We start from the raw sequence: 23,560 nt of genomic DNA on the forward strand, positions 1-23,560 counted from the left end.
GGGGTGTCAGGTCTCGGTGTCGGCGGGCGGCCGGGGTTTCTTGCGGCGCGCTTCCAGGTTGGCCAGGGATTCTTGGTTGAGCGAGTCGGGAAAGCCGTGCTTGACCAGGTGTTCGAGCGCGCCATTGATGCGGTCCCAGCCTTCCTGCGTGCGCAGCGGCACGCCCAGGAAGTGGCTTTCGGTCTTGGCGCGCAGCATCAGGTACAGCACGCCCGCCAGCATCACGCTGACCACGGCGGGCGCGTCCATGTCGTCGGTCAGGCCGTCGACGCGGTCGATGAAGCCGCGCGCGGCGCGTTCGCGGCGTTCGGCCAGCGGCGCGGATACCTCGTTGCGTTCGATCAGTTCCCAGCGCCGCACCTCGCGCAGCGTCTCGTTGCCGGCCAGCGCGTCGATCTGCGCGCGCAGCATCGACAGCACCAGTTCGCCGGGGCTGCGCTGGCTGGATTCGTCGGCCGCCAGCAGGCCGGGGTTGCGGGTCCAGAAATCCTGTTCCTGCATCCAGGCCAGCATCAGGCCAGGCATGCCGTCGAAATAGCGGTAGATCAGTTCCTTGCTGACGCCGGCGCGCTTGGCGATGGCGTTGATGCCCACGCCGCCCATGCCGGTTTCCTTGATCTGGTCTTCCAGGGCCTGCAGTATCTGGCGCTCGGTATTCTCACGTCGGGACATTGGCCGGTTCCTTCATGATGAGGAGGGAGCGGGCGGGGTCCGGCAGACCGGACACCCGACCGTCGGCCATGTCCACAACCAGTTCGCTGACGGTATGGCCGATATGCCTGCCATCTTGCCAGACTTCGCTGCCCAGGTAGACGGCATTGGCGCGCCGCCGCGTCGCCGGCAGCGACGGGTCGGCCTGTTCGATGCCGGTGACGCGCAGGCGGTCGTCCACCAGCACCCGGTCGCGCGGGCCGGCGCTGATGGCCACGGGCGCGCGCAGGCTCAGGGCGCGGTAGGCGCCGACGCCGCCGGTCAGCAGGTGCCAGGCCAGATCGGCCATGGCCTCGGCCAGGGGCGGGCAGGGGAAGATCGAATTGTGCAGGACCGCCAGCCGGCAGGCGCCGTCGTCGCGCCAGGCCTGTCCCTGGTCGGGCCGGCGCGCCACGCGGGCGCTGTTGCCCCAGGCCAGTTGGCCCGCCGCGGACAGCGCGATCAGGCCGGCGTCGACTTCCGGATGGGCCCGCAGCACCTCGGCCACGGCGACCCCCGCGGCCTCGCCCGCCGCCAGGCGTCGCAGCACGGCCTGGTTCAGCGGCACGCCGTCGGCGCCGGGCCGGTTGGGCAGGCGGTGGCCGGTCACCAGGCCGACCCCGTCGGCGCCGGGCAGGAACTGCGCCAGCGGTTCGGGGCGGTCGGGGCCGCTTTCGATCAGGGCGGCATGGCGCGCCCGCAGCCAATCCGGCGGCAGGTCCAGCGCGGTCACGCCGCCGCGCTGGACGGTCGCGTGCCGCGCGCGGCCCTGCTCGTCCAGCACCGCGAACACGGCGAAGCCGCCCTGGGCGCCGTGCCCCAGCAGCTCGGCGCCCAGGGCGGCGGCGCGTACCGCCGCGCCGGCGTTCGGTCCGTAAGCCGCGATGCCGATGGTCATGCCTGGTTCCTAGTCCGTGTTGCTCGTCACGGGATCGACGATGTTCAGGTTGGTGATGAAGCGCTGGAACAGCATGGCCAGCGCCAGCGGCGGCAGGGCGGCCAGCATGCTGGCGGCGGCGAACAGCCCCAGGTCGGCGCGAAAGCCCGGCATCAGCGGCGACAGGCCCAGCAGCGCCGCCGACAGCGTCTGCGCCGAGGTGCCGCCGGTCAGCACGATGGCGAACAGCAGGTCGTTCCAGCCCACCAGGAAGGCGATGATGAAGGCCGCCGCGATGCCCGGCAGCGCCATCGGCAGCGTCACGTGCCGCAGCATCTGCCAGCGGGTGCAGCCGTCCATGCGCGCGGCCCGTTCGATCTCGACCGGCAGCGAGGCGAAATAGCCCATCAGCACCCACGACAGCAGCGGGATCACGGCGGTCAGGTAGACGATCCACAGCCCGAACAGGCTGCCGGCCAGGCCGATGGCGGCGAAGAACACGTAGTAAGGAATCAGCAGCGCGATCGGCGGCAGCGTGCGCGAGGCCAGCAGCACGTACAGCAGCGGTCCCTTGAACGGAAACTCGAAGCGCCCCAGCACATAGCCGGCCAGCGTGGCGATGGCGGTGCCGGCGGCCGCGGCCGGCAGCGCCACCAGCGCGCTGTTGACGAAGCCGGCCATGATGGCGCGGGTCTGGCCGCCGAAGATCGAATCGGAACTGGACAGGCCCAGCACCCGCAGGTAGTTCTCGAAGGTGTAGCCGCCCGCATGGTGCGCCACGCCCATGATGATGGCCGACTCGTCCATGAACGAGGCCTTCAGCGTCCAGTACAGCGGGAATAGGCACCAGAACGCCACCAGGGCCACGCCCGCGCCCACCAGCCAGGGGCGCCAGCCTTCGCCGGCCACGCGGGCCGCGTCATTGCGCATGGTTGCCTCCTTGCGGGCGCTTCTTGCGGATCAGCATGAAGTAGGCGGTGGCCAGCAGCAGCGACAGCACCGTCAGCAGGAACGCGGCGGCCGAGGCCAGGCCGTACTTCGAGAACTCGAAGTTGTAGCGGAAGATCAGCAGCGGCAGGATCTGCGTGGACGTGCCGGGCCCGCCGCGCGTCAGCGAGAACAGCAGGTCGAACTGGCGCACGGCCTCCACCGTCATCACCACCAGCACGATCAGCGTGGTGTGCTTCAGGTGCGGCAGCGTGATGTGGCGAAAGCGCGCCAGCGGACCGGCGCCGTCCACCCGCGCGGCGCGGTACAGGTCGCGCGGAATGGTCTGCAGCGCCGCCAGGTAGAAGAAGCTGCCCAGCGGCGCGACGTGCCAGACGAAGGCCAGCGCCACCCAGAACAGGGCCCAGTCGCTGCTCAGCCACACCGTCCCCGGCCCGGCCAGTCCGAGCGGCGCCAGCAGTCCCGTGAGCGCGCCGAAGCTGGGGTTGAGCAGGAACGAGAACACCGTCGCCGTCACCACCTGCGACATGGCCCACGGCAGCAATGCCAGGCCGCGCACCAGGCCGCGCAGCGGCATGTCCTCGTTCAGCACCAGGGCGATGCCCAGCGCCGCCACGAACGAGCCGGCCACGCACATCGCCACGAAGCCCAGGCTGCGCCAGATGGCGTCGGTGACGGCGCTGTCGGACAGCACCTCGGCATACAGGTCGGCGCCGACGAATTCCTGGGTCCGCAGTATCGCGTTGGTGTCGTGCAGGCTGAGCCAGAATGAATAGCCCAGCGGCACGCCGATGATGAGGGTGTTGAGCGCGTACACCGCGATGATCACCGTGAGCGCGAAGCCCAGGTCCGACATCTCCTTGCCGCCGCGCGCGGGCAGCGGCAGGGACGCGCGCGGCAGGCTGGCGGCGCTCATGCGCGCGGCTCCTCGCCGCCATGGACCCGCAGGCCGGCGGCGTCGAACAGGTACAGGCGGGCCGCGGGCAGCGCCAGCGCGATCGGCGCGCCGACTTCGTAGCGCCGTTCCGGCGACAGGCGGGCGCGCAGGCGCGGGCCGTCCTCGCCGGCGGTGATGATGTCGACGAACTGGTCCGATCCGACCGGTTCCACCGCCCACACCTGGCCTTGCAGCAGCAGGCCGTCGCCGGCCAGCGGCGCCGGCGCCATGGCTTCGGGGCGGATGCCGATCGCCGCCTCGCTGCCCGCCGGCAGCCCGCGCGCGGCGGCCGCCAGCGCGGCGGGCAGCGGATAGGCGCCGCCCGCGGTGCGCAGCGCCGGCGCGCCGTCGTGCGTCTCCAGCGTGCCGCGCAGGAAGTTCATGCCGGGGTTGCCGATGAAGTCCGCCACTTCCATGGTCGCGGGGCGACGGTAGATGGTGTCCGGGTCGGCGAACTGCAGCAGGTTGCCGCCCGACATGACGGCGATGCGGTCCGCCAGCGTCATGGCCTCGACCTGGTCGTGGGTGACGTAGATGAAGGTCGCGTTCAGGCTGCGATGCAGGCGCTTGAGCTCGACCCGCATGTCGGTGCGCAGCTTGGCGTCCAGGCTGGACAGCGGCTCGTCGAACAGGAACAGGTCGGGGTCGCGCACCACCGCGCGGCCGATGGCCACGCGCTGGCGCTGCCCGCCCGACAGCTGGTAGGGCTTGCGGTCCAGCATCGATTCGACCCGCAGCAGCGCGGCCGCCCGCTCGACCTTGCCGCGCACTTCGGCGGCCGGCAGCTTCTGCATGCGCAGCGGAAAGCCGATGTTCTCGCGCACCGTCATGTGCGGATACAGCGCGATGCTCTGGAACACCATGGCCACGTTGCGCCGGTGCGGCGGCACCTGGTCCACGCGCCGGTCGTCGATGCGGATCTGGCCGCCGGTGGGCGTGTCCAGGCCGGCGATCATGTTCAGCGTGGTGGTCTTGCCGCAGCCCGACGGCCCCAGCAGCACCACGAATTCGCCGTCGCGGATGTCCAGGTCGAGCGAGCGCACTGCCTGGAAGTGGGTGTATGACTTCTCGATGCCTTGCAGGGAGACGCTGGCCATGTCATCAGCTCCGCTTGAGGATCTTGGCGTACTTCTTGTACAGGCCGTCCCAGCGCGCGCGCAGCTCGGTGGCCACTTGCGCGGGCGTGCGGGTGCCCTTGATCAGCATGTCCTGCGCGATCATCTCATGCATGCCGGTATCCCATTCCTGGTACCAGGGGGCCTTCAGGATATTGGCGGCCACGGCCTTCTCGCGCCCCTCGAACAGCCATTGGTAGACCTGCTCCCGATGCGCCGGGTACATCCATTTCATGATGGCGGCGCGGCTTTCGGGATCGCGGTAAAGCTCGGGAAAGGGCACTTCCAGGTTGGCCTTGGCGATCCAGTTCTTGTGCGTGGTCAGTTGCCCGGCGCGGTCGCGGTAGCCGAAGTACTTCACCAGTTCCCACAGCGCGGCCTGCTCGGCGTCGCTGCGCTTGCGCGTCGACATGCACAACAGCGCATGCCCCACCAGCACGGTGTCGTGGGTGGCGCCCGGCACCACCGGGTTGTAGCTGGAGTATTCGGCGATCTGGCTCTTGGCGGGATCGTTGTAGTTGAAGCTGTAGTAATCGATGTTCAGGTGGAAGGCGTGCTGGCCCTTCATCCAGGAGCTGGAGGTTTCGGTGCCCGACCACGTCAGCACGGCGCGCTGCACCAGTTCATCGTCCCACCAGCGCTTCCAGTCGCTCAGCACCTTGGTCAGCGGCGTGTCGGGGCCGAAGGTGGCGCGCAGCTCGCCGTCGACGAAGCGCTCGCCCTCGGCGAAGCATTGCGCGATGAGGGCCCATGGCAGGCCGGTCCAGGCGTTGTACCAGGGCATCAGCATCGGGTGCTGCGCCAACCCTTTTTGCTTGATTTCGCGCGCCTGTTTTTCGACCGTGGCCCAGTCCCGCGGGTAGTCGGCGGCGTTGGCGGTGCCGCCGTAGCCTGCCTCGCCCAGCATCTTCTCGTTGCGGAACAGCGCGTAGGGGCCGCCGTTGTAATAGGTCAGGCCGAGGTAGCGGCCGTCGGTGGCCTTGGCGTCCTCGACGATGCCGGGGAACATCTGCTTCTGGATGTCCGCCAGCCCGGGCATGTCGTCGATCGGGCGGATCCAGCCGGCCGCGTACCAGCGCGAGGCCTGGCCGCGCTGCGCATAGAACATGTCCAGTGGCGCCTTTGCGGCCAGTTGGGTTTCCAGCACGGCGGCGTAGTCGCCGGGGATCGGCGACAGATTCACCGGCACGCCGCTTTCCTGCGTGAAGCGGGCGGCGCCCTGTTGCACGATCTCGCTGCCCCAGGGCCAGAAGGCGAAGGTCAGCGGCGAGGCGGCCTGTGCCAGCGCCCGCAGGGGCCAGCCGCCGGCCGCCAGCCCGGCCGCGCCGGCCAGGCCCGCGGCGCCGCGCAGGATGAAGTCGCGACGCTGGGCGTCGGCCGGAACCGGGTTGGGGCGGCCATCGGGATGGAGGGGCTGGGGCATGCTGGACTTCCTTGTGGTGGGATCGACGACAAAGAAACGGTGCAGCAAAAGCGATGAAGCGGGATGGCGGCGCGATGGCGCCAGCGAGCGGGCGTCGGGATGTTGAACCCGTTGCTCCGCCTCGCGTTCGACGAGCTGGCCATCCGAAGTGACCATGTGGTCACATCAGTAGCGAAGATAGGACCTGGCCACCTTTCGCGGCAAGGGGGGAGTTTCCCTAGGACGCAAAAAAAACCGGCGCGGCGCGCCGGTCATGGACAGGGCGGCGGGCCGGCGATCCCGCCTGCGCCGCCCGTGTCAGATCAGGCCGCGAATGCCGGCGATGCCGTGCGCGCCGTGGCGCAGGGCCTGCGAGACCGTCTGGGTGGATTGCCCGCCGAGCGCGAAGACCGGGATGCCGGCGTCGCGGTTGCCGGCGACGAAGCCGTCCCAGCCCAGCGTCGGCGCGCCGGGGTGCGAGGGCGTGTCCAGCACGGGGCCGAGCACGGCGAAGTCCGCGCCCAGCTCGCGCGCATGCACCACCTGGGCGTTGTCGTGCGCCGAGACGCCGACCAGGGCGCCTGCCCGCAATTCGGGGCGCGAGGTCAGCCTTGCGGCGTCGGCGCTGCGCAGGTGCACGCCGTCGGCCTCGCGCCACCAGGCGGCTGGATGGGCGCTGTTGACCAGCACGCGGGCGCCGGCGGCACGGCAGCGCTTGACGATCTGCTGCAGCGCCTCGTGCAGCGAGGCCGAGGCCGGGCCGTCGGGCCACTGCGGTTCACGCAGTTGCACCAGCCTGACGCCGCGCGCCAGCGCCGCGTCCAGCCGGCCCAGGAACGCCGACAGGCCGGCGCGCGAGCCGATCGAACTGATGCCATAGGCGGTCGGCAGCTGCAGCCAGCGCAGCGGCGGCAGGGTGGCGGGCAGCAGGTCGCCGACGGACGCGGCGTTGGCCGGGTCGACCCATTCCAGGCGCTGGTTCTCCAGGCTGCGCGGCTCGCCTTCCCAGCCGGTGACGTGGCAGAACGCCAGGCGCACCGTGGTGTGCGGGTAGGCGTGCACGTAGGTCACCCACGGGCGAGATTGCGTCACGCGGATGCCGATCTCTTCCTGCAGCTCGCGCGCCAGCGCCTGCAGCACGGTCTCGCCGGGTTCGAGCTTGCCGCCGGGCAGCTCCCACCAGCCCGACCAGGGCTTGCCTTCGGGGCGTTGCCCCAGCAACAGCATGCCGTCCGGACGCAGGATCAGGCCGGCGGCGACATCGATGATTTTGTCAGACATGGCGGGCAGCCCAGTCACGGGCGAATTGATAGGCGACGCGTCCCGAGCGCGAACCGCGCTCGATCGTCCACTGCAAGGCCTCGGTGCGCGAGGGCTCGATCTGCGCTTCCGGGCAGCCCAGCTCGCGCAGCCAGTGGTAGACGATGTCGAGGTAGTCGTCCTGCTTGAAGGGATAGAACGACAGCCACAGGCCGAAGCGCTCGGACAGCGAGATCTTCTCCTCGACGGTTTCGCCGGGGTGGATCTCGCCGTCGGGCTGGTGCTTGGCCTGCAGGTTCTCGCTCATGTATTCCGGCATCAGGTGGCGCCGGTTGGAGGTGGCGTAGATCAGCACGTTGTCGCCCGAGGCGGCCACCGAGCCGTCCAGCACGGACTTGAGCGCCTTGTAGCCGGCCTCGCCTTCCTCGAACGACAGGTCGTCGCAGAACACGATGAAGCGCTCGGGGCGCGCGGCCACCAGTTCGACGATGTCGGCCAGGTCGCCCAGGTCGGACTTGTCGACCTCGATCAGGCGCAGGCCGCGGTCGCCGTAGGCCGCCAGCATGGCCTTGACCAGCGAGCTCTTGCCGGTGCCGCGGGCGCCGGTCATGAGCACGTTGTTGGCGGGCTTCTTCTCGATGAACTGCACGGTGTTGCGGTCGATGATGCCCTTCTGGCGCTCGATGTGCTGCAGGTCTTCGAGTTCGATGCGGGCCACGTGGCGCACGGCGTCGAGCCAGCCGCGCGAACCGCGCTTGCGCCAGCGGAACGCGTGGGCGTTCCAGTCGATGTCGGGAGGGGCGGGCGGCAGCCAGGCTTCGAGCTGGGCCAGGACGCGCTCGGCGCGCTGGATGAGGGTGGTGAATTCGGTCGCGGTCACGGTGTGATCCTGGAAGAGCGAACGGGCGGGCCCGGCACCGGGCCCGCGTCGCATTCGCGGGCATCGTCGGAAGAAGAGGGCGCGTATCCCGCCGCAAGGCGTCGTGGGGACGCGCGCCGCTCAACGGTTGTCACCTGCCGGGGACCGCGGTGGTGCCACGGATTCCCCGGGGGCAGTGACCGGCGATGGGTAAGGCGCAGCCACTGGATTTCATTGCTGCCGCCATCCCGCGAGGCCCGGCGCGCAACTGAACGCCGTCGCTTCGCGCCCGGGGTCAGCCGGGCGGATGGCGGGTCTTGATCAGGAACGGTAGTCGGCGTTGATCGACACGTACTCGTGCGAGAAATCGCAGGTGTAGACGGTGTCGCTGACCTGGCCGCGGCCCAGCGCGATGCGCACGGTGATCTCGGCCTGCTTCATCACGCGCTGGCCATCGGCCTCCTGGTAGGCCGGGTTGCGGCCGCCGTCCTTGGCCACCAGCACGTCGTCGAGCCACAGGCGGATCTTCGACACGTCCAGGTCGTCGATGCCGGCATAGCCCACGGCGGCCAGGATGCGGCCCAGGTTGGGGTCCGAGGCGAAGAAGGCGGTCTTGACCAGCGGCGAATGGGCCACGGCGTAGGCCACCTTGAGGGCTTCCTCGGTGTTGCCGGCCTCTTCCACGCGGATGGTCATGAACTTGGTGGCGCCTTCGGCGTCGCGCACGATCTTCTGCGCCAGTTCCAGCGCGGCGGCGGTCAGGGCCTCGCGCACGGCGGCGTAGGCGGCGTCGGATTCGGCATTGACCTCGACGCCCGACTTGCCGGTGGCGACGATGATGAACGAGTCATTGGTGGAGGTGTCGCCGTCCACGGTGATGCGGTTGAACGAGGCGTCGGCGATCTCGACCGCCAGCTTGCGCAAGAGCGGCTGGGCGATGCCGGCGTCGGTGGCCAGGAAGCTCAGCATGGTCGCCATGTTGGGGCGGATCATGCCGGCGCCCTTGCTGATGCCGGTGAAGGTGACGGTCTTGCCGCCGATCTGGACGCGGCGCGACGAGATCTTGGGCAGCGTGTCGGTGGTCATGATGCCGTGCGCGGCGCTGGACCAATGGTCGGCGCCCAGGTTGGCGATGGCGCCCGGCAGGCCGGCGAACAGGCGGTCCAGCGGCAGCGGCTCCAGGATCACGCCGGTCGAGAACGGCAGCACCTGGGCGGCGGGCACGCCCAGCAGGCGACCGAGTTCGGCGCAGGTGTCCTGGGCCTTCTTCAGGCCCTCGGCGCCGGTGCCGGCGTTGGCGTTGCCGGTGTTGATGACCAGCGCGCGGATCGGGCCGCCGTCGGCCAGGTGGGCCTGGCAGACCTGCACGGGGGCGGCGCAGAAGCGGTTGCGGGTGAACACGCCGGCCACGCTGCTGCCTTCGGCCAGGCGGAATACGGTCAGGTCGCGTCGGTTGGCTTTGCGGATGCCGGCCTCGGTGACGCCGATTTCAACGCCGGCAACAGGGAAAATTTCGGACTCGGAGGGGATCTGCAGGTTAACGGCCATGACTTCGTCTCATGAATGAGCAGGACGGAATCGCCGCCAGGGCAAGGCGGCGCGCGGGGGAAAGCTTCGTATTATCCCACTGCTTTGCGACAGCCGGCCGCGGCCGCCCGAAAGCCGGCTGTCAGGGGGCGGTGCGCATGGCGGCCACGTCCAGCACGCCGGCCTCGCGGTTGGACAGGATGGCGCGCACGCGGCCGTCCGGCGCCTGCAGCACCGACATGCCGGCCGCGATTTCCTTGCCGTCGGCCTGGCGCGCCGAGCGCCCGCGCGAGGGCGAGAACAGCAGGTCGCCGGGCTGCACGCCGGGCACCCGCGGGCCGGCCGTCAGCATGCGGGTGCCGGTGGGGTAGGTGATGCCGCCCAACGCGCTTTCGCGGCCCAGCAGGCCCTCGAACGCCAGCAGGCGGCGCTGGGCATCCAGCGTCATGTCGACTTTCAATAGCGGCATGCCGGCCACCGTCAGCGGTTCGCTGCCTTCGGCGCGCAGCAGCCAGCGGGGCGCGGGGCTGGCGGGATCGGGGGCGCTGCCGCGCGCCGCCTCGTCGACCTTGAGCCAGGCGCCGGGCGGAACCGGCTGCTGGTTCAAGCTGTTGCCGATGGCCAGGTGGCAGCTGGAAAAGCGCGGCTGGCCGCCTTGCATGACGAATTCGACCCGGTGGCCGTGGGCGCAGAGCCAGCCGTCCAGGGCCTGGTCGCGGTCGAGCTCGACGGACAGGCTCTCGGGCTGGCGGCTGGTGGCCGGGTAATGGAACAGGCGGGTGGCGCGCACGCCCTGCACGGTCGCCGGCTGGCCGTCCGGGAAGGTGGCGCGGTCGAACGAGGCCGGGTCGCCGGGCGTGGCCAGCCGCAGCGCCGTGCCGGTCGGCATGTCGACGCCGGCCAGCCGGGTGGGCTGGGCCAGCACCAGGTTCAGGCTGGCGCCCAGGCGCGCGTCGCGCTGGGCGGCCAGCCACTGGCCCAGTTGCTGGTAGGGAAAGATGCCGCCGACCAGGGCCAGCAGCGCCATCAGGATCGTGCCGCCGCGGCGATGGTCGCCCAGCCAGAGGCGGGCGCCGCGGCTGGTGGCCAGGACGGCCAGCCAGGTCAGCAGCGTGGACAGGCAGGCCAGCGAGACCGCCATCAGCACGTAATAATTACCGCCAGGGAGAGATACCGGAATCATGGCGGCAATTATGCGCCAAAGCGTTGCCGTTTTTTGAGGCTGGCGCCGCGTCCGGGCGACGCTGGTGCGCCGTCGGTCGGCGGGCGGCGCCGGGCGCGGCTCGGACCCGCTCAGTCCTTGGCGTTGGCCGAGCGGGTGGCGATGACCTGCAGCTTCAGTTCGCCAAGCGCCTGGAACAGCGCGTTGCGGCTGCCTTCGGGCAGTTCGCCGAACATGGACTTGACCCACGACTCGTGCGCCCGGGCCATCCTGGCGAAGCTCTTCCTGCCCTGCGGCGTCAGCTTGATGAGCGAACTGCGGCGATCGGACTCGACCTTGGTGCGCACCACCAGGCCTTCTTTTTCGAGTTGGTCGGTGATACCGGTAATATTGCCGTTGGTGACCATCATGTGGCGCGACAATTCGCCCATCTTCATGCCCTTGGGGGCGCGCTGCAATTGCGCCATCAGGTCGAAACGGGGCAGGGTGGTGTCGAATTCGTTGCGCAGCCGGCTGCGGATCTCGCCTTCGATGAGATTGGCGCAGGTCAGCATGCGCAGCCACAGGCGCAGCGCGTGGTGATCGTCGGGGGCGGCGCGGGATTCCAGGTCGGGGGCGTCTGTCATGGTCGGGAGGTTACCGGGAATGCGTGGAGAGGTCTGTATTCGTGAGTCACTGGTAAAAACCCTAGACTTGTTTTGCCGGATACTTTAAACCTAAACTATGAACCACGCCAGTTCTCCCCTTGCCGTACCACGGGATCGGCTGCTGCGGGCGCCGGTCTGACGCGCCGCCTGAACGGGCCGGCAGGCCGGGCATAGAAGTCCTTCGAATCGCAATCCCAGAAAAACACCCTCTGCGCGGCTCGCGCACGGAGCACACCACCATGCGTTTCATCACTTCCCTCGTTGCCGCCGCCGCGTTGGTTCCGGCACTGGCGCATGCCGATCCGGTCAAGGTCGGCATCGCGAATGACATTTCCGGCCCGTTCTCGGCCCTGGGCGCCGAAGCCCGCGACGGCTTCAACCTGGCCATCAAGCAACTGGGCAGCAAGCTGGGCGGCCAGCCCGCCGAATTCCTGCAGACCGACATGGGCGGCAACCCGGACCAGGCGCGCCAATTGGTCACGCGCTACATCCAGCGCGACAAGGTCGATTTCTTCACCGGCCCGATCGGCTCGAACGTGGCGCTGGCCGTCGGCCCCGCGCTGTTCGCCGCCAAGGTGCCGTACCTGTCCAACAACCCGGGCCCCAGCCAGTTCGCCGGCGCCCAGTGCAACAACTACTGGTTCGGTTCGTCCTACCAGAACGACGCCTTCCACGAAGCGGCCGGCAAGGTCGCGGCCGACCGCGGCTTCAAGAAGATGTTCATCATGGCCCCGGACTACCCGGCCGGCAAGGACGCGCTGGCCGGCTTCAAGCGCGGCTACAAGACCGCCCCGGGCGACGAGGTCTACACCAAGCTGGGCCAGATCGACTACGCCGCCGAAATCGCCCAGATCCGCGCCGCCAAGCCGGACGCGGTCTACATCTTCCTGCCGGGCGGCATGGGCATCAACTTCGTCAAGCAGTTCGTGTCGGCCGGCCTGTCGCAGAGCGTCAAGCTGATCGGCCCGGGCTTCTCGGCCGACGAGGACGTGATCCAGGCCGTGGGCGAGCCGATGCTGGGCATGTACAACACGGCGCAGTGGGCGCATGACCTGGACGTGCCGCAGAACAAGGCGTTCGTCGAGGCCTTCCGCAAGGAATACAACGGCCGCTACCCGTCGGTGTACGCCGCCCAGGCGTATGACGTCATCATGGCCATGGACGCCGCCGTCAAGCAGGCCGGCGGCAAGGCCTCCGACCGCGACGCCATCGTCAAGGCGCTGGCCAAGGCCGACTACCCCTCGGTGCGCGGCAGCTACACCTACGGCAAGAACCACTACCCGATCCAGGCCTACTACCTGCGCGTGGTCGACAAGGACGCCAGCGGCCGCATCACCAACAAGCTGGTCGGCAAGGTGTTCGACAAGTACCAGGACGTCTACGTCGGCGACTGCAAACTATAAAAGGCGGCGGGACGCGTAAAGCGTCGCGGCTACACGATGTAGCCCGACCCTGCGGGGTCGCGCGGATCCGGCTTCACCGGTCCGTCGCGACGCCCCTTGAGGGGCAAGCGCGCAGCGCTGCGGGGGCGGGTCTACAGCAGAGGGGATTTTTCATGACGTTCACGCTCATCGTCGAGCAATTGCTGAACGGTCTGCAGTTTGGGTTGATGTTGTTTCTGATCGCGGCCGGGCTGACCCTGGTGTTCGGCATCATGGACATCATGAATCTGGCGCACGGCTCGCTCTATATGGCAGGCGCCTATGTCGCCGCCGAAACCATGCAGCGCACGGGGTCCTTCACCGCCGCCGTGCTGGTGGCCGCCGTCGCCACCGGCCTGGTCGGGGTGGCGCTGGAACTGACGCTGATCCGCCGCCTGGCGCTGCGTGACCACCTGGCGCAGGTGCTGGGCACCTACGCCGTCATCCTCATCGCCAATGACCTGGTCAAGATGATCTGGGGCCCGACCCCGGTCATGCTGAACATGCCGGCACTGCTGTCCGGGCCGGTGCGCCTGCTGCCCGACCTGCTGTATCCGGCCTACCGCCTGATGATCATCGTCTTCGGCGTGGCCTCGGCCGTCGGGCTGTACTGGTTCGTGACGCGCACCCGCGCCGGCGTGCTGGTGCGTGCCGGCGCCTCGAACCGCCAGATGGCCACCCTGATGGGCGTGCGCGTGCCGCTGCTGTTCCTGGGCGTGTTCGTGCTGGGCGCCATGCTGGCGGCCGTGGCCGGCGCGCTGCTGGGCCCGATCACCTCGGTGCAGGTCGGCATGGGCGAGGAAATCCTGATCCTGGTGCTGGTGTGCATCGTCATCGGCGGCATCGGCTCGATCCGCGGTGCCTTCGTCGGCGCGCTGCTGGTGGGCATGGTCGACACCGCCGGGCGCGCTTTCCTGCCGATGCTGCTGCGCCAGGTGTTCTCGCCCGCGGTCGCTTCCAGCGTCGGCCCGACGCTGGCGGCCATCGCCATCTACGTGCTGATGGCGGCGGTCCTGGTGTTCCGGCCTTCCGGCCTGTTTCCGGCGCGAGGCTGATGATGCGGACCTCTTCGATCCTCTGGACCCTGGCCCTGCTGGCCGCGCTGGCGCTGTTCCCGCTGGTGGCGCCGGCGCTTGGCCTGGATTTCTATATCTCCTTCGTGCGGCGCGTGCTGATCTACGCGCTGGCCGCCACCAGCCTGAACCTGATCCTGGGCTACGGCGGCATGGTGGCGCTGGGCCACGCGGCCTTCTTCGGCGCCGGCGCCTATGCGGTCGGCATCCTGGCGATGTCGGGCGTGAGCTCGGCGCTGGTGTCGTGGCCGGTGGCGATGCTGCTGGCGGCGCTGCTGGCCTTCATCACCGGCGCGATCTCGCTGCGCACCCGTGGCGTGTACTTCATCATGATCACGCTGGCGTTCGCGCAGATGCTGTTCTACATCTTCATCTCGCTGCGCCAGTACGGCGGCGAGGACGGCCTGAACCTGCCGGGCTACTCGTCGCTGCCGGGCATCGACCTGGCCAACGACGTGGCGTTCTACTACCTGGTGCTGGTGATCTTCGCCGTGATGATGTGGCTGTTCGGGCGGGTGACGCTGTCGCGCTTCGGCACCGCGCTGCAGGGCATCCGTGAAAACGAGTCGCGCATGGAATCCATGGGCTATCCGGTCTACCGCATCAAGCTCACGGCCTTCACGCTCAGCGGCGCGGTGGCCGGGCTGGCCGGCGCGCTGCTGGCAAACCACAACCTGTTCATCTCGCCCAGCCTGATGCACTGGACCCAGTCGGCCAATCTGCTGATCATGGTGCTGGTGGGCGGCATCGGCCTGCGCTACGGCGGCGTGGCCGGCGCGGTGGTGATGCTGGTGCTGGAGGAAGTGCTGCGCCAGTGGACCGAATACTGGCACCTGCCCCTGGGCGTGCTGCTGCTGTGCGTGGTGTTCGGCGCGCCGCGCGGCCTGGTGGGCCTGCTCGGCCCGCTGTTCGGCGGCCGCGCCGCCACGCAAACCGGCAAGGCGGGATCATGAACCGGACGCATACCCCCACGCAGGCGCCCGCCCTGCAGGCCAGCAACCTGGTGCGCCGCTTCGGCGCGCTGGTGGCCACCGACAACGTCTCGATTTCGTTGAACCCGGGCGAGATCCACGCCCTGATCGGCCCCAACGGCGCCGGCAAGTCGACCCTGATCCACCTGCTGTCCGGCACGCTGGCGGCCGATTCCGGTTCGCTGGCCGTGGACGGCCGCGACGTCACCGCCATGAACGCGCACCAGCGCGTGGCGGCGGGCCTGTCGCGCTCGTACCAGATCACCAACATCTTCAAGCAGTCCAGCGTGCTCGACAACCTGGTGCTGGCGGCGCAGGCCCATGCCGGCAGCAGTTTCCGCTTCTGGAAGCCGCGCGCCGCCGAGTCGGCCCTGTACGAGCAGGCCCGCGAACTGGCGCGCGAATGCGCCATCGACGCCAGCCTGCTGGGTCGCGCCGCCGGCACCCTGCCGCATGGCGAACAGCGCAAGGTCGAGTTCGCGCTGGCCCTGGCCGCGCGGCCGCGCGTGCTGCTGCTGGACGAACCCATGGCCGGCATGGGGCCCGACGAGACCCTGCGCCTGACCGACCTGATCGAATCCCTGCGCGGCCGCGCCGCCATGCTGCTGGTTGAGCACGACATGCAGGCGGTGTTCCGGCTGGCCGACCGCATCTCGGTGCTGGTCTACGGCCGCGTGATCGCCACCGGCACGCCGGACGAGATCCGCGCCAACCCGGACGTGCGCCAGGCCTATCTGGGTGACGACGAGACGGCGCCCGCGCGCCAGGAGACTGCCTGATGCTCAGCATTGAATCGGCCCAGAGCGGCTACGGCGCCAGCCAGGTGCTCTTCGGCGTGGACCTGCAGATCGGCGCGGGCCAGGTGGTGACGCTGCTGGGCCGCAACGGCATGGGCAAGACCACGCTGCTGCGCACCCTGTTCGGCCAGCTGCCGCTGCGCGGCGGCAGGATCCATTTCGCCGACCAGGACATCAGCGGCTGGAGCCCGGACCGCATCGCCCGCACCGGCATGGCCATCGTGCCCGAGGGGCGCCAGTGCTTTCCCAACCTGACGGTGCGCGAGCACCTGACGGCCTTCGTGGCCGCGCGCAATCCCGCCATCGGCGAGCCGTGGACGCCCGAGCGCGTGTTCGAACTGTTCCCGCGACTGGGCGAGCGCGCCCGCAACATGGGCAACCAGCTCTCGGGCGGCGAGCAGCAGATGCTGGCCATCGGCCGCGCGCTGGTCACCAACCCGCGCCTTCTGATCCTGGACGAGGCCACCGAGGGCCTGGCGCCCAAGATCCGCGAAGAGATCTGGAACTGCCTGGCGCGCCTGCGCCAGGCCGGCCAGACCATCCTGGTGATCGACAAGTACGTCGAGCGCCTGTTGAGCCTGGCCGACCGCCACGTCATCCTGGAACGCGGCAAGGTGGTCTGGACGGGCGACTCCGCGGCGCTCGATGCCGACCGCGGCCTGTGGGAACGCTACCTGGGCGTGTAGCGCGAAAGCCGCAAATGCGGCGCGGGCCGCGGTGTTTCTTTCGATATAAAACGCAATAAACGCGAGGTTCGTCCGGATCGGCCGGAAATAGGCTGACCTTTGGCAAATCCGCGTGTTTACGCCTGTTTCCATTCATCCCGTGGTTCTCTACACTTAGCGCGCCGTGCGTACCGCGTGGATGCGTCACGTCTTAACAAGCTGTCAGGGAAGACTTCGCATGGCGAAATGGGGTTTGCGCAAAAAATCATTGATGGCGCTGTTGCTGGCCTGCCTGGTCGCGCTGGCGCCGGCCGCGCTGATCGGCTGGCAGGTGCTGGACGGCGTGCGCGATCACTTCGGCCGCGCCTTCGCCGACAACTTCACGCAGCTGAACCGCCAGCGCATCCTGGCGCCGGTGTCGCGCGAGCTGGCGCTGTCGCAGCGGCTGGCCGACAGCGAGGTCACGCGCCGCTGGCTGCGCAATGAAAGCGACCCGGCCGCGCGCGAACTGTTCTTCCGCGAGGCCGACGGCTACCGCCGCGACCTGCTGGGCCGCGCCTATTTCATCGCCAGCGCCGCCACCGGCCATTACTACTTCAACGACGACCAGCCGCTGTCGGAAGCGCCGCGCTACACGCTCAGCCGCCAGGCGGCCGACGACGGCTGGTTCTACAACTCGCTCAAGGCGGGCGCGCGCTACAACATCAACGTCAATCCGGACCTCAAGCTCAAGACCACGCGGGTCTGGATCAACGTGCAGGTGCGCGACGGCGACAAGGTCATCGGCCTGACCGGCGCCGGCCTGGACGTGGGCGGCTTCCTGCGCGACTTCGTCAACAGCGGCCAGCCCGGCGTGACGCCCATCATCGTCGACGAGGATGGCGCGATCCAGGCGCACATGGATCCGACGCTGATCGCCTACAACTCGGGCGCCAGCGGCACGCAAGGGGCCAGCGGCCGCGGCATGGTGTTCAACCTGCTCGACCCCGGCAGCGGCCGCGACGAACTGCGCTCGGCATTGCATGCGGCCCAGGCCGACCCGCAATCGGTGCAGTCGGCCTGGGTCTCGATCGACGGCGTGCGCCAGCTGGTGTCGGTGGCCTACATGCCCGAGCTGCACTGGCACGTGCTGACGGTGGTCGACCTGGGCGCGGCCCGGGTGCTGGACACCGATTGGCTGTGGCCGGCCGCCATCGGCCTGGTGCTGCTGTTCGCGGCCCTGCTGCTGTGCTTCGGCTATGCCATCGAGCGCCTGATGCTGCGGCCGCTGCGCCGCCTGCAGCAATCGGCCCGCGCCATCGCCAACGGCAGCTACGACGTGCGCCTGCCGCCGGGCGGACAGGACGAGATCGGCGACCTGAGCCGCGCCTTCGGCGTCATGGCCGACAAGGTGCGCCAGCACACCGCCGAGCTCGAGAGCAAGGTGCGCGAGCGCACCTCCGAGCTGGAGGACGCCAACCGCGCCATGGCCGCCGCGCACAAGAAGATCGGCGATTCCATCGACTACGCCAGCCTGATCCAGCGCGCCATCCTGCCCGACCGCCAGCTGACGCAGTCGCTGGGCGCCCACCACTTCGTGCTGTGGAAGCCGCGCGACGTGGTCGGCGGCGATTTCTACGTGTTCCGCTCGGACGGCGCCAACTGCCTGCTGGGCATCATGGACTGCGCCGGCCACGGCGTGCCGGGCGCGCTGATGACCATGCTGGCGCGCGCCGCCATCGACCTGGCGATCACCGAGGCCGGCCCGGCCGATCCGGCCGGCATCCTGACGCGCACCGACAGCGCCATCCGCGCCATGCTGGCCGACGCCCAGCTGCCGCGGGCGCTGGCCACCAACACGGACGCGGGGCTGGTATATATTGACCGCCAATCCGGCAGCTTGCGGTATGCCGGCGCCAAGATCAGCCTGTACGCCAGCGACGGCGAGACCCTGCGCGAAGTGCCCGGGGGCAAGCGCGCGCTGGGCGACAAGCGGATCGGGACTTACCAGAACATCGAATTGCGCATGGAGCCGGGTTGGACCTATTACCTGGCGACCGACGGCTTCCTGGATCAGGCCGGCGGCGAGCATGGCTTCGGTTTCGGCAACACGCGTTTCGCCGAAATGCTCAAGAGACACGCGCGGCAGCCGTTAACCGACCAGGCGGCGGCCTTTACCGAGGCCCTGGCCCGGTACCAGGGCGAGATGCCGCAGCGCGACGACATTACCTTGCTGTCTTTCCGTTTCGAATAATCGTTATCAGGGCGGTAACTCCCATGAATGCCTCCGATCTCTACGCATTGGGCGAGCGGTTCGACCAGAATCGCACGCTGTTGTGCTTCAACGGGCCGATCTCCCGCAGCCTGATCGAGGAAATCGGCAATGCGCTGAAGAACTACCTGAACGCCGAGCATGCGCGGCCGGCCGAAGCCATGGACGTGTTCTCGGTGTATATCGAGATGATCCAGAACATCCGCCAGTACGCCGCGCAGAACGGCGACGCCGACGCCGCCGCCACCGTGGTCATCGGCCGCCGCGACGAGAGCCGCTACGTGGTCTCCGCCGGCAACCTGGTCAAGGCCGAGGACGGCCACAACCTGGTGGCCCGCATCCAGCAGCTGGCCGCGCTGGACAAGGCCGCCCTGAAGGCCGAATACAAGGCCCAGCTGCACAAGCCGCGCACGCCCGGCGTGGCCTCGGGCGCGGGGCTGGGCCTGATCGATATCGCCCGCCGCGCCGGCGCGCCGCTGGAAGCCAGCCTGACGCCCGCGGCGGGCGAGGGCCGGGCCTTCTTCAGCCTGAGCGTCGTGATCTGACCGCGCCCGCGAGCCATAGACCCTTTTCGGAGTTATTGATGAAAGACCTGAACATTCCCGGGACCCAGTCCACGCCCGCCATCACCGCCGACGCCGCCGCCGGCGTGCTGGCGATGCGCGGCGACTCCTACCCGGAGAATTCCTTCGAACTGTTCGGCCCCGTCATCGAGTGGGTGGAAGCCTACCTGCTCAACGGCACGGCGCCGCTCAACCTGGAACTGGAGCTGCTGTACCTGAACACCAGCAGCATCAAGTCCGTGATGGACATCTTCGACCTGCTGGAAGCCGCCCACGCCAAGGGCCGCGGCGTCAGCGTGACCTGGTTCTACGACATGCGCAACGAGCGCGTCGGCGAGCTGGCCGAGGAATTCAAGGAAGACTGCACCTTCCCATTCTCGGTCGTCGGCCGCCAATGAAGCCCGGCAACGCCGAGCTGGACGAACGCATCGCCGCCTTGCTGGCGGATCCTGCCTACGCCGGGCATCCGTTGCGCGAGGCCTTGCAGGACCTGTGGCGCCACACCGCCGAGCAGATGTCGCGGATCGAACGCATCACGCACCTGTCGGACGCCTACCAGTCCATGGCGCACCAGCGCGAAATGGGGCTGTGCGAGCAGTTCGACCGCCAGCTGCGGCGACTGGCGCGGATTGCGCGCATCTCCGACCACTACCAGAACATGATGCGCGACCTGAACGCGACGCTGGAAGAAACGTCGCGCCGCGATCCGCTGACCGGATTGCTGAACCGCCGCGCCCTGATGGAGCTGATCAAGCAGGAAGTGCAGCGCGCGGCCCGCGGCGGCCAGGCTTTCGTGGTCGCCATGCTCGACGTCGACCACTTCAAGGCGGTCAACGACCGCTACGGCCACGAAGTCGGCGACCGCGCCCTGGTCGAGCTGGCCGGCGCGATGCGCCACAGCGTGCGTGAATACGACCTGTGCGGCCGTTGGGGCGGCGAGGAATTCCTGGTGCTGCTGCCGGCCACGCCGCCGGAAACGGCGCAGGGCGTGATGGACCGGCTGGTCGGCGCGGTGCGCGCCCTGGCCATCGATGTCGGCGCCGACGTGCTGCGCCTGACGGTCAGCATCGGCATGGCCTATCACCAGCTCGGAGAAACCTTTTCAGAAACGCTCAGCCGGGCGGACCAGGCCTTGTACCTGGCCAAGCAGGACGGACGCGACCGCGTCGCACTTGGATTCCCCCGGCGCTGAATGAACCCGGAGCCGCTGTCTTCCGGTATGGAGCCCCTTATGCTTGATTCTCATCCAGGCGGTTCGAGCGTGGCCCCGCAGGGCGCCGCGTGGCAGGTGGGCAACTATCTGGCGACGATGGACCGGGCACTGCTGCTGTTCGACTTCGATGCCGCCGGCTCCCTCCTGAACGCGAACGACAACTTCCTGGCCGCGCTCGACTATTCCCGCGCCGATGTGGCCGGATTGCGCCACGACCTGCTGTGCGACAGCATGGACGAAGGCAAGGGCATCGCCAGCGCCGAGCAGATCTGGGCGCGGCTGCGTCGTGGCGAGTTCTTCTCGGGCACCTGCCGCTATCGCAAGCGCAGCGGGACCTCGGTGTGGATCGAGGCCACTTATCTGCCGATGCGCGACGAAAGCGGCGAGGTCCGCCGCATCGCGGTCATCTCGCGCAAGTCCATCGCCGACGCCGAGCGCCAGGAGGAAATCCGCCTGCTGCTGCTGGGCATCAACGAAACCGGCAACGCCGTGGCCGTGTCGGGCCGCGATGGCCGCATTGTCTACGTCAACGACGGCTTCCAGCGCATGCTGGGCTTCTCGCGCGCCGACGCGCTGGAGCAGGAGCTGGGCGAACTGCTGGCCGGCGGCCGGCCCGACGGCGGCACGCGCGAGGAACTGGACCGCCGCATCGCCTGCCGCGACGGCTATCACAAGGACGTGCTGGTGTATGACCGGGGCGGCAAGCCGCTATGGGTGTCGGTCATGGCCAATTCCGTGTTCGACGAACGCGGATCGCTGGTCAACATCGTCGACGTGTTGACCGACATCACGCCCACCAAGGTGCACGAGGTGCTGCAACGGCGGGTGCTGCAGGCCATGGTCAACGAGGCCTCGGTGGTGGAAGTGATGAACATGGTCTGTCGCGAGGTCGAGCGCCTGGCGCCCGAGGTCGCGGCCACGGTGCTGCGGGTCGACGAGGCCGGCAAGCTGCGCCCGCTGGCCGCGCCCAGCATGCCGCCCGCCTACGCCGACGCCCTGGACGGCGAGGCCATCGGGCCGCAGGCGGGCGCCTGCGGCACGTCGGCCTTCCTGGGGCGCCCGGTGATCGTGCCCGACATCGCCACCGACCCGCTGTGGGACAACTACCGCCACTTGCCGCTGCCGGAGGACATCAAGGCCTGCTGGTCCTCGCCGATCAAGTCGAGCGACGGTCGCGTGATCGGCACGTTCGGCTTCTACTTCCGCGAACGCCGCCTGCCGGACGATTTCCATCATCGCCTGGTCGACGTATGCGTGTACCTGTGCGCGCTGGCGCTGGAGCGCGAAGAGGCCCGCGCCCGCATCCGCCAGCTGGCGTTCTACGACGAACTGACCGGCCTGCCGAACCGCAACCTGCTGCTGGCCCAGGCCGAACAGGCCATCGCCCGCGCCGAGCCCGAGCGCAAGCGCGTGGCGGTGCTGTTCCTGGACCTGGACCGCTTCAAGCAGGTCAACGACACGCTCGGCCATCCCATCGGCGACGCGCTGCTGCGCGACATCGCCCAGCGCCTGCGCCGCCTGGCGCGCGCCACGGATATTGTCGGCCGCCTGTCGGGCGACGAGTTCGTGATGCTGATGCCCGATTTCGAGCATGGCCGCCTGACGGCCGCGGCCGAGCACATCCTGGTGTCGCTGTCGCATCCCTTCGTGGCGGGCGGCGTCACGCTCAACCCGTCGGTGAGCATCGGCATCAGCGTGTTCCCGGAGAACGGCCGCGACATGGACACGCTGCTGCGCCACGCCGACATGGCGATGTACCAGGCCAAGACAGCCGGGCGCAACCGCATTTCGTTCTTCAGCGCCGAGATGAACCGGCAGGCCCAGGAACGCCTGGCACTGGAAGCGGCGTTGCGCGATGCGCTGGAGGGCCGCGCGTTGCGGCTGCACTACCAGCCGCAGGTGGGGCTGAAGAATGGCAGCCTGTATGGCGTGGAGGCGCTGGCCCGATGGCGCCATCCGACGCTGGGCGATATCTCGCCGGCCCGGTTCGTGCCGCTGGCCGAGGAGTGCGGGCTGATCGGCGACCTGGGCGACTGGGCGGTGCGCGAGGCCTGCTCGCAGCTGTCGATCTGGCGCAACAACGGGCTGCGGGTGCCATCGGTGTCGGTGAACCTGTCGGCGACCAATTTCCACAACCTGAACCTGCCGCGGATGATCGCGGCGACGCTGGCCGAGTTCGGGCTGGCGGCGTCGGACCTGATGCTGGAGATCACCGAGGGCGTGGTGCTCGACGCCACGGCGGGCACGCTGCGCACGATCGCGGAGCTGCACCGCCTGGGGGTGCGCCTGTCGATGGACGATTTCGGCACGGGCTATTCCAGCCTGGGGCATTTGCGGCGCTTGATCGTGGACGAACTGAAGCTGGACCGCAGTTTCGTCCAGGGGCTGGAGAGCGATGACGCGGCCCGGGCGCTGACGAGCGCGGTGATCCGGATCGGGGAGAGCCTCAGCCTGCCGGTGGTGGCAGAGGGGATCGAGAATGAGGAGCAGCGGCGCTTCCTGATCGAGCAGGGGTGCGCGGCGGGGCAGGGGTTTCTGTTTTCGCCGCCGTTGCCGGCGGGGGATCTTGAGGAGTGGCTGCGGGCTAGGGGGTGAGCGGTTTGCTTTTTTTCGCGGGGGGGTTCTTAAGGCGCGCGTGTCGGGGTCGGTGGGGGATGGCGGGGCTACGATTGCGGTCCGGAGCGTTCGCTCCGGACTTCCCCGGGCTCAACCTCGTCCGCCTTCGGCTCCCTACGGTTTCCGCCGGGCGCATCTACACGCCCCGCCATCCCCCACCGACCCCGCCACGCGCTCGCGATGAGACTTAGCCCCGGGCGTTGGGGCGGGCGGTGTGCTTGGCATGCTGGTGACCGTCACGGGGCGGGGAGAGGGTCTTGCGGGGCCCGCCGCAAGCCGGCCGCGCGGGCGGCCTTTTGCGGCTTACGCGGCGTCTTGCGTCGGGGTGATGGCGCTCTCGCGTGTGGGGACGGCGGAACCGTTTGCTATTGATAGTCTGTTGGCATCCCGACGGCTTGTGGTCGGCGGGAGGGCGCGTCATGCGTAACATGCCGCCGAGTCAGCACGAGCAGCCTGGCTGCGTGGGCACATCGCAATCATGCGCCAATGAAACACCGCCCGCACCACGCCTGTTTTTGGTCGGCGCGAGAGGTCGTCACGCGCAACATGTCTTATGCCGCGCCGAC

The 23,560-nt window shown here is 69.1% G+C and carries 21 protein-coding genes; 10 read left to right on the top strand and 11 right to left on the bottom strand.

The genetic code is table 11. The annotated features are described in order from the left end of the window. Positions 1–6 precede the first annotated feature (6 nt). From AT699_RS02820 to AT699_RS02870, 11 genes are all read right to left on the bottom strand, one after another. The gene (locus tag AT699_RS02820; RefSeq protein ID WP_024067639.1) at positions 7–672 is read right to left on the bottom strand and encodes a TetR/AcrR family transcriptional regulator; all 666 of its coding nucleotides are present in this window, start codon (positions 670–672) and stop codon (positions 7–9) included. Next, positions 659–1,588, bottom strand: coding sequence for a DUF6963 family protein (locus tag AT699_RS02825; RefSeq protein WP_024067640.1), 930 nt, complete (start codon positions 1,586–1,588; stop codon positions 659–661). Before AT699_RS02825 ends, AT699_RS02820 begins: the two co-directional genes overlap by 14 nt. Positions 1,589–1,597: 9 nt before the next feature. Then, complete coding sequence (locus AT699_RS02830) at positions 1,598–2,497, bottom strand: carbohydrate ABC transporter permease (protein ID WP_006388536.1); 900 nt, start codon at positions 2,495–2,497, stop codon at positions 1,598–1,600. Further along, positions 2,487–3,431 carry a carbohydrate ABC transporter permease gene (locus AT699_RS02835; RefSeq protein WP_024067641.1) on the bottom strand — a complete coding sequence of 315 codons (945 nt, stop codon included), beginning with the start codon at positions 3,429–3,431 and terminating at the stop codon, positions 2,487–2,489. Before AT699_RS02835 ends, AT699_RS02830 begins: the two co-directional genes overlap by 11 nt. Next, positions 3,428–4,549, bottom strand: coding sequence for an ABC transporter ATP-binding protein (locus AT699_RS02840; protein WP_024067642.1), 1,122 nt, complete (start codon positions 4,547–4,549; stop codon positions 3,428–3,430). The genes AT699_RS02835 and AT699_RS02840 overlap by 4 nt, the downstream gene beginning before the upstream one ends. 4 nt (positions 4,550–4,553) lie before the next feature. Further along, a complete protein-coding gene (locus AT699_RS02845; protein WP_024067643.1) occupies positions 4,554–5,990 on the bottom strand; it encodes an ABC transporter substrate-binding protein in 1,437 nt (478 codons plus the stop codon). 297 nt (positions 5,991–6,287) lie between these two features. Beyond that, positions 6,288–7,250 carry a Nudix family hydrolase gene (locus AT699_RS02850; protein WP_024067644.1) on the bottom strand — a complete coding sequence of 321 codons (963 nt, stop codon included), beginning with the start codon at positions 7,248–7,250 and terminating at the stop codon, positions 6,288–6,290. Further along, complete coding sequence (locus AT699_RS02855) at positions 7,243–8,109, bottom strand: ATP-binding protein (RefSeq protein WP_006388541.1); 867 nt, start codon at positions 8,107–8,109, stop codon at positions 7,243–7,245. The genes AT699_RS02850 and AT699_RS02855 overlap by 8 nt, the downstream gene beginning before the upstream one ends. 300 nt (positions 8,110–8,409) lie before the next feature. Next, on the bottom strand, positions 8,410–9,636 hold the full coding sequence (gene argJ / locus AT699_RS02860; RefSeq protein ID WP_024067645.1) for a bifunctional glutamate N-acetyltransferase/amino-acid acetyltransferase ArgJ: 1,227 nt from the start codon (positions 9,634–9,636) through the stop codon (positions 8,410–8,412). Positions 9,637–9,757: 121 nt separating this feature from the next. Continuing rightward, the gene (locus AT699_RS02865; protein ID WP_049054038.1) at positions 9,758–10,798 is read right to left on the bottom strand and encodes a hypothetical protein; all 1,041 of its coding nucleotides are present in this window, start codon (positions 10,796–10,798) and stop codon (positions 9,758–9,760) included. 110 nt (positions 10,799–10,908) lie between these two features. After that, complete coding sequence (locus AT699_RS02870; protein ID WP_006388545.1) at positions 10,909–11,403, bottom strand: MarR family winged helix-turn-helix transcriptional regulator; 495 nt, start codon at positions 11,401–11,403, stop codon at positions 10,909–10,911. 260 nt (positions 11,404–11,663) lie between these two features. Here AT699_RS02870 and AT699_RS02875 point away from each other — a divergent pair, with 260 nt between their 5' ends. The 10 genes from AT699_RS02875 (at position 11,664) to AT699_RS02920 (ending at position 22,973) form a co-directional block, all read left to right on the top strand. Continuing rightward, entirely contained in the window at positions 11,664–12,827 is a 1,164-nt protein-coding gene (locus AT699_RS02875) for an ABC transporter substrate-binding protein (protein ID WP_006388546.1), read from the top strand. A gap of 152 nt (positions 12,828–12,979) precedes the next feature. Next, positions 12,980–13,900 (top strand): branched-chain amino acid ABC transporter permease, encoded by a 921-nt coding sequence (locus AT699_RS02880; protein WP_024067647.1) that lies wholly within the window; start codon positions 12,980–12,982, stop codon positions 13,898–13,900. After that, positions 13,900–14,871 carry a branched-chain amino acid ABC transporter permease gene (locus AT699_RS02885; protein ID WP_024067648.1) on the top strand — a complete coding sequence of 324 codons (972 nt, stop codon included), beginning with the start codon at positions 13,900–13,902 and terminating at the stop codon, positions 14,869–14,871. Before AT699_RS02880 ends, AT699_RS02885 begins: the two co-directional genes overlap by 1 nt. Then, positions 14,868–15,668 carry an ABC transporter ATP-binding protein gene (locus tag AT699_RS02890; protein WP_024067649.1) on the top strand — a complete coding sequence of 267 codons (801 nt, stop codon included), beginning with the start codon at positions 14,868–14,870 and terminating at the stop codon, positions 15,666–15,668. Before AT699_RS02885 ends, AT699_RS02890 begins: the two co-directional genes overlap by 4 nt. After that, entirely contained in the window at positions 15,668–16,372 is a 705-nt protein-coding gene (locus tag AT699_RS02895) for an ABC transporter ATP-binding protein (protein WP_006388550.1), read from the top strand. Before AT699_RS02890 ends, AT699_RS02895 begins: the two co-directional genes overlap by 1 nt. A 217-nt stretch (positions 16,373–16,589) precedes the next feature. After that, on the top strand, positions 16,590–18,584 hold the full coding sequence (gene siaA, locus AT699_RS02900; protein WP_024067650.1) for a biofilm regulation protein phosphatase SiaA: 1,995 nt from the start codon (positions 16,590–16,592) through the stop codon (positions 18,582–18,584). 23 nt (positions 18,585–18,607) lie between these two features. Then, complete coding sequence (gene siaB / locus AT699_RS02905; protein ID WP_006388552.1) at positions 18,608–19,147, top strand: biofilm regulation protein kinase SiaB; 540 nt, start codon at positions 18,608–18,610, stop codon at positions 19,145–19,147. A 38-nt stretch (positions 19,148–19,185) separates the two neighbouring features. Continuing rightward, positions 19,186–19,563, top strand: coding sequence for a biofilm regulation phosphoprotein SiaC (gene siaC, locus AT699_RS02910; RefSeq protein ID WP_006388553.1), 378 nt, complete (start codon positions 19,186–19,188; stop codon positions 19,561–19,563). After that, positions 19,560–20,357 carry a biofilm regulation diguanylate cyclase SiaD gene (siaD, locus tag AT699_RS02915; RefSeq protein ID WP_006388554.1) on the top strand — a complete coding sequence of 266 codons (798 nt, stop codon included), beginning with the start codon at positions 19,560–19,562 and terminating at the stop codon, positions 20,355–20,357. The genes siaC and siaD overlap by 4 nt, the downstream gene beginning before the upstream one ends. A gap of 39 nt (positions 20,358–20,396) precedes the next feature. After that, the gene (locus tag AT699_RS02920) at positions 20,397–22,973 is read left to right on the top strand and encodes a sensor domain-containing protein (protein WP_024067651.1); all 2,577 of its coding nucleotides are present in this window, start codon (positions 20,397–20,399) and stop codon (positions 22,971–22,973) included. Positions 22,974–23,560: the final 587 nt, after the last annotated feature.

It is taken from the genome of Achromobacter xylosoxidans (genome assembly GCF_001457475.1).
Lineage (GTDB): Bacteria > Pseudomonadota > Gammaproteobacteria > Burkholderiales > Burkholderiaceae_B > Achromobacter > Achromobacter xylosoxidans.

Bases quoted from the DNA above. Each gene is read 5' to 3' on its own strand.
- AT699_RS02820 (WP_024067639.1), bottom strand. From the start codon at position 672: ATGTCCCGACGTGAGAATACCGAGCGCCAGATACTGCAGGCCCTGGAA.
- AT699_RS02825 (WP_024067640.1), bottom strand. From the start codon at position 1,588: ATGACCATCGGCATCGCGGCTTACGGACCGAACGCCGGCGCGGCGGTA.
- AT699_RS02830 (WP_006388536.1), bottom strand. From the start codon at position 2,497: ATGCGCAATGACGCGGCCCGCGTGGCCGGCGAAGGCTGGCGCCCCTGG.
- AT699_RS02835 (WP_024067641.1), bottom strand. From the start codon at position 3,431: ATGAGCGCCGCCAGCCTGCCGCGCGCGTCCCTGCCGCTGCCCGCGCGC.
- AT699_RS02840 (WP_024067642.1), bottom strand. From the start codon at position 4,549: ATGGCCAGCGTCTCCCTGCAAGGCATCGAGAAGTCATACACCCACTTC.
- AT699_RS02845 (WP_024067643.1), bottom strand. From the start codon at position 5,990: ATGCCCCAGCCCCTCCATCCCGATGGCCGCCCCAACCCGGTTCCGGCC.
- AT699_RS02850 (WP_024067644.1), bottom strand. From the start codon at position 7,250: ATGTCTGACAAAATCATCGATGTCGCCGCCGGCCTGATCCTGCGTCCG.
- argJ (WP_024067645.1), bottom strand. From the start codon at position 9,636: ATGGCCGTTAACCTGCAGATCCCCTCCGAGTCCGAAATTTTCCCTGTT.
- AT699_RS02865 (WP_049054038.1), bottom strand. From the start codon at position 10,798: ATGATTCCGGTATCTCTCCCTGGCGGTAATTATTACGTGCTGATGGCG.
- AT699_RS02870 (WP_006388545.1), bottom strand. From the start codon at position 11,403: ATGACAGACGCCCCCGACCTGGAATCCCGCGCCGCCCCCGACGATCAC.
- AT699_RS02875 (WP_006388546.1), top strand. From the start codon at position 11,664: ATGCGTTTCATCACTTCCCTCGTTGCCGCCGCCGCGTTGGTTCCGGCA.
- AT699_RS02880 (WP_024067647.1), top strand. From the start codon at position 12,980: ATGACGTTCACGCTCATCGTCGAGCAATTGCTGAACGGTCTGCAGTTT.
- AT699_RS02885 (WP_024067648.1), top strand. From the start codon at position 13,900: ATGATGCGGACCTCTTCGATCCTCTGGACCCTGGCCCTGCTGGCCGCG.
- AT699_RS02890 (WP_024067649.1), top strand. From the start codon at position 14,868: ATGAACCGGACGCATACCCCCACGCAGGCGCCCGCCCTGCAGGCCAGC.
- AT699_RS02895 (WP_006388550.1), top strand. From the start codon at position 15,668: ATGCTCAGCATTGAATCGGCCCAGAGCGGCTACGGCGCCAGCCAGGTG.
- siaA (WP_024067650.1), top strand. From the start codon at position 16,590: ATGGCGAAATGGGGTTTGCGCAAAAAATCATTGATGGCGCTGTTGCTG.
- siaB (WP_006388552.1), top strand. From the start codon at position 18,608: ATGAATGCCTCCGATCTCTACGCATTGGGCGAGCGGTTCGACCAGAAT.
- siaC (WP_006388553.1), top strand. From the start codon at position 19,186: ATGAAAGACCTGAACATTCCCGGGACCCAGTCCACGCCCGCCATCACC.
- siaD (WP_006388554.1), top strand. From the start codon at position 19,560: ATGAAGCCCGGCAACGCCGAGCTGGACGAACGCATCGCCGCCTTGCTG.
- AT699_RS02920 (WP_024067651.1), top strand. From the start codon at position 20,397: ATGCTTGATTCTCATCCAGGCGGTTCGAGCGTGGCCCCGCAGGGCGCC.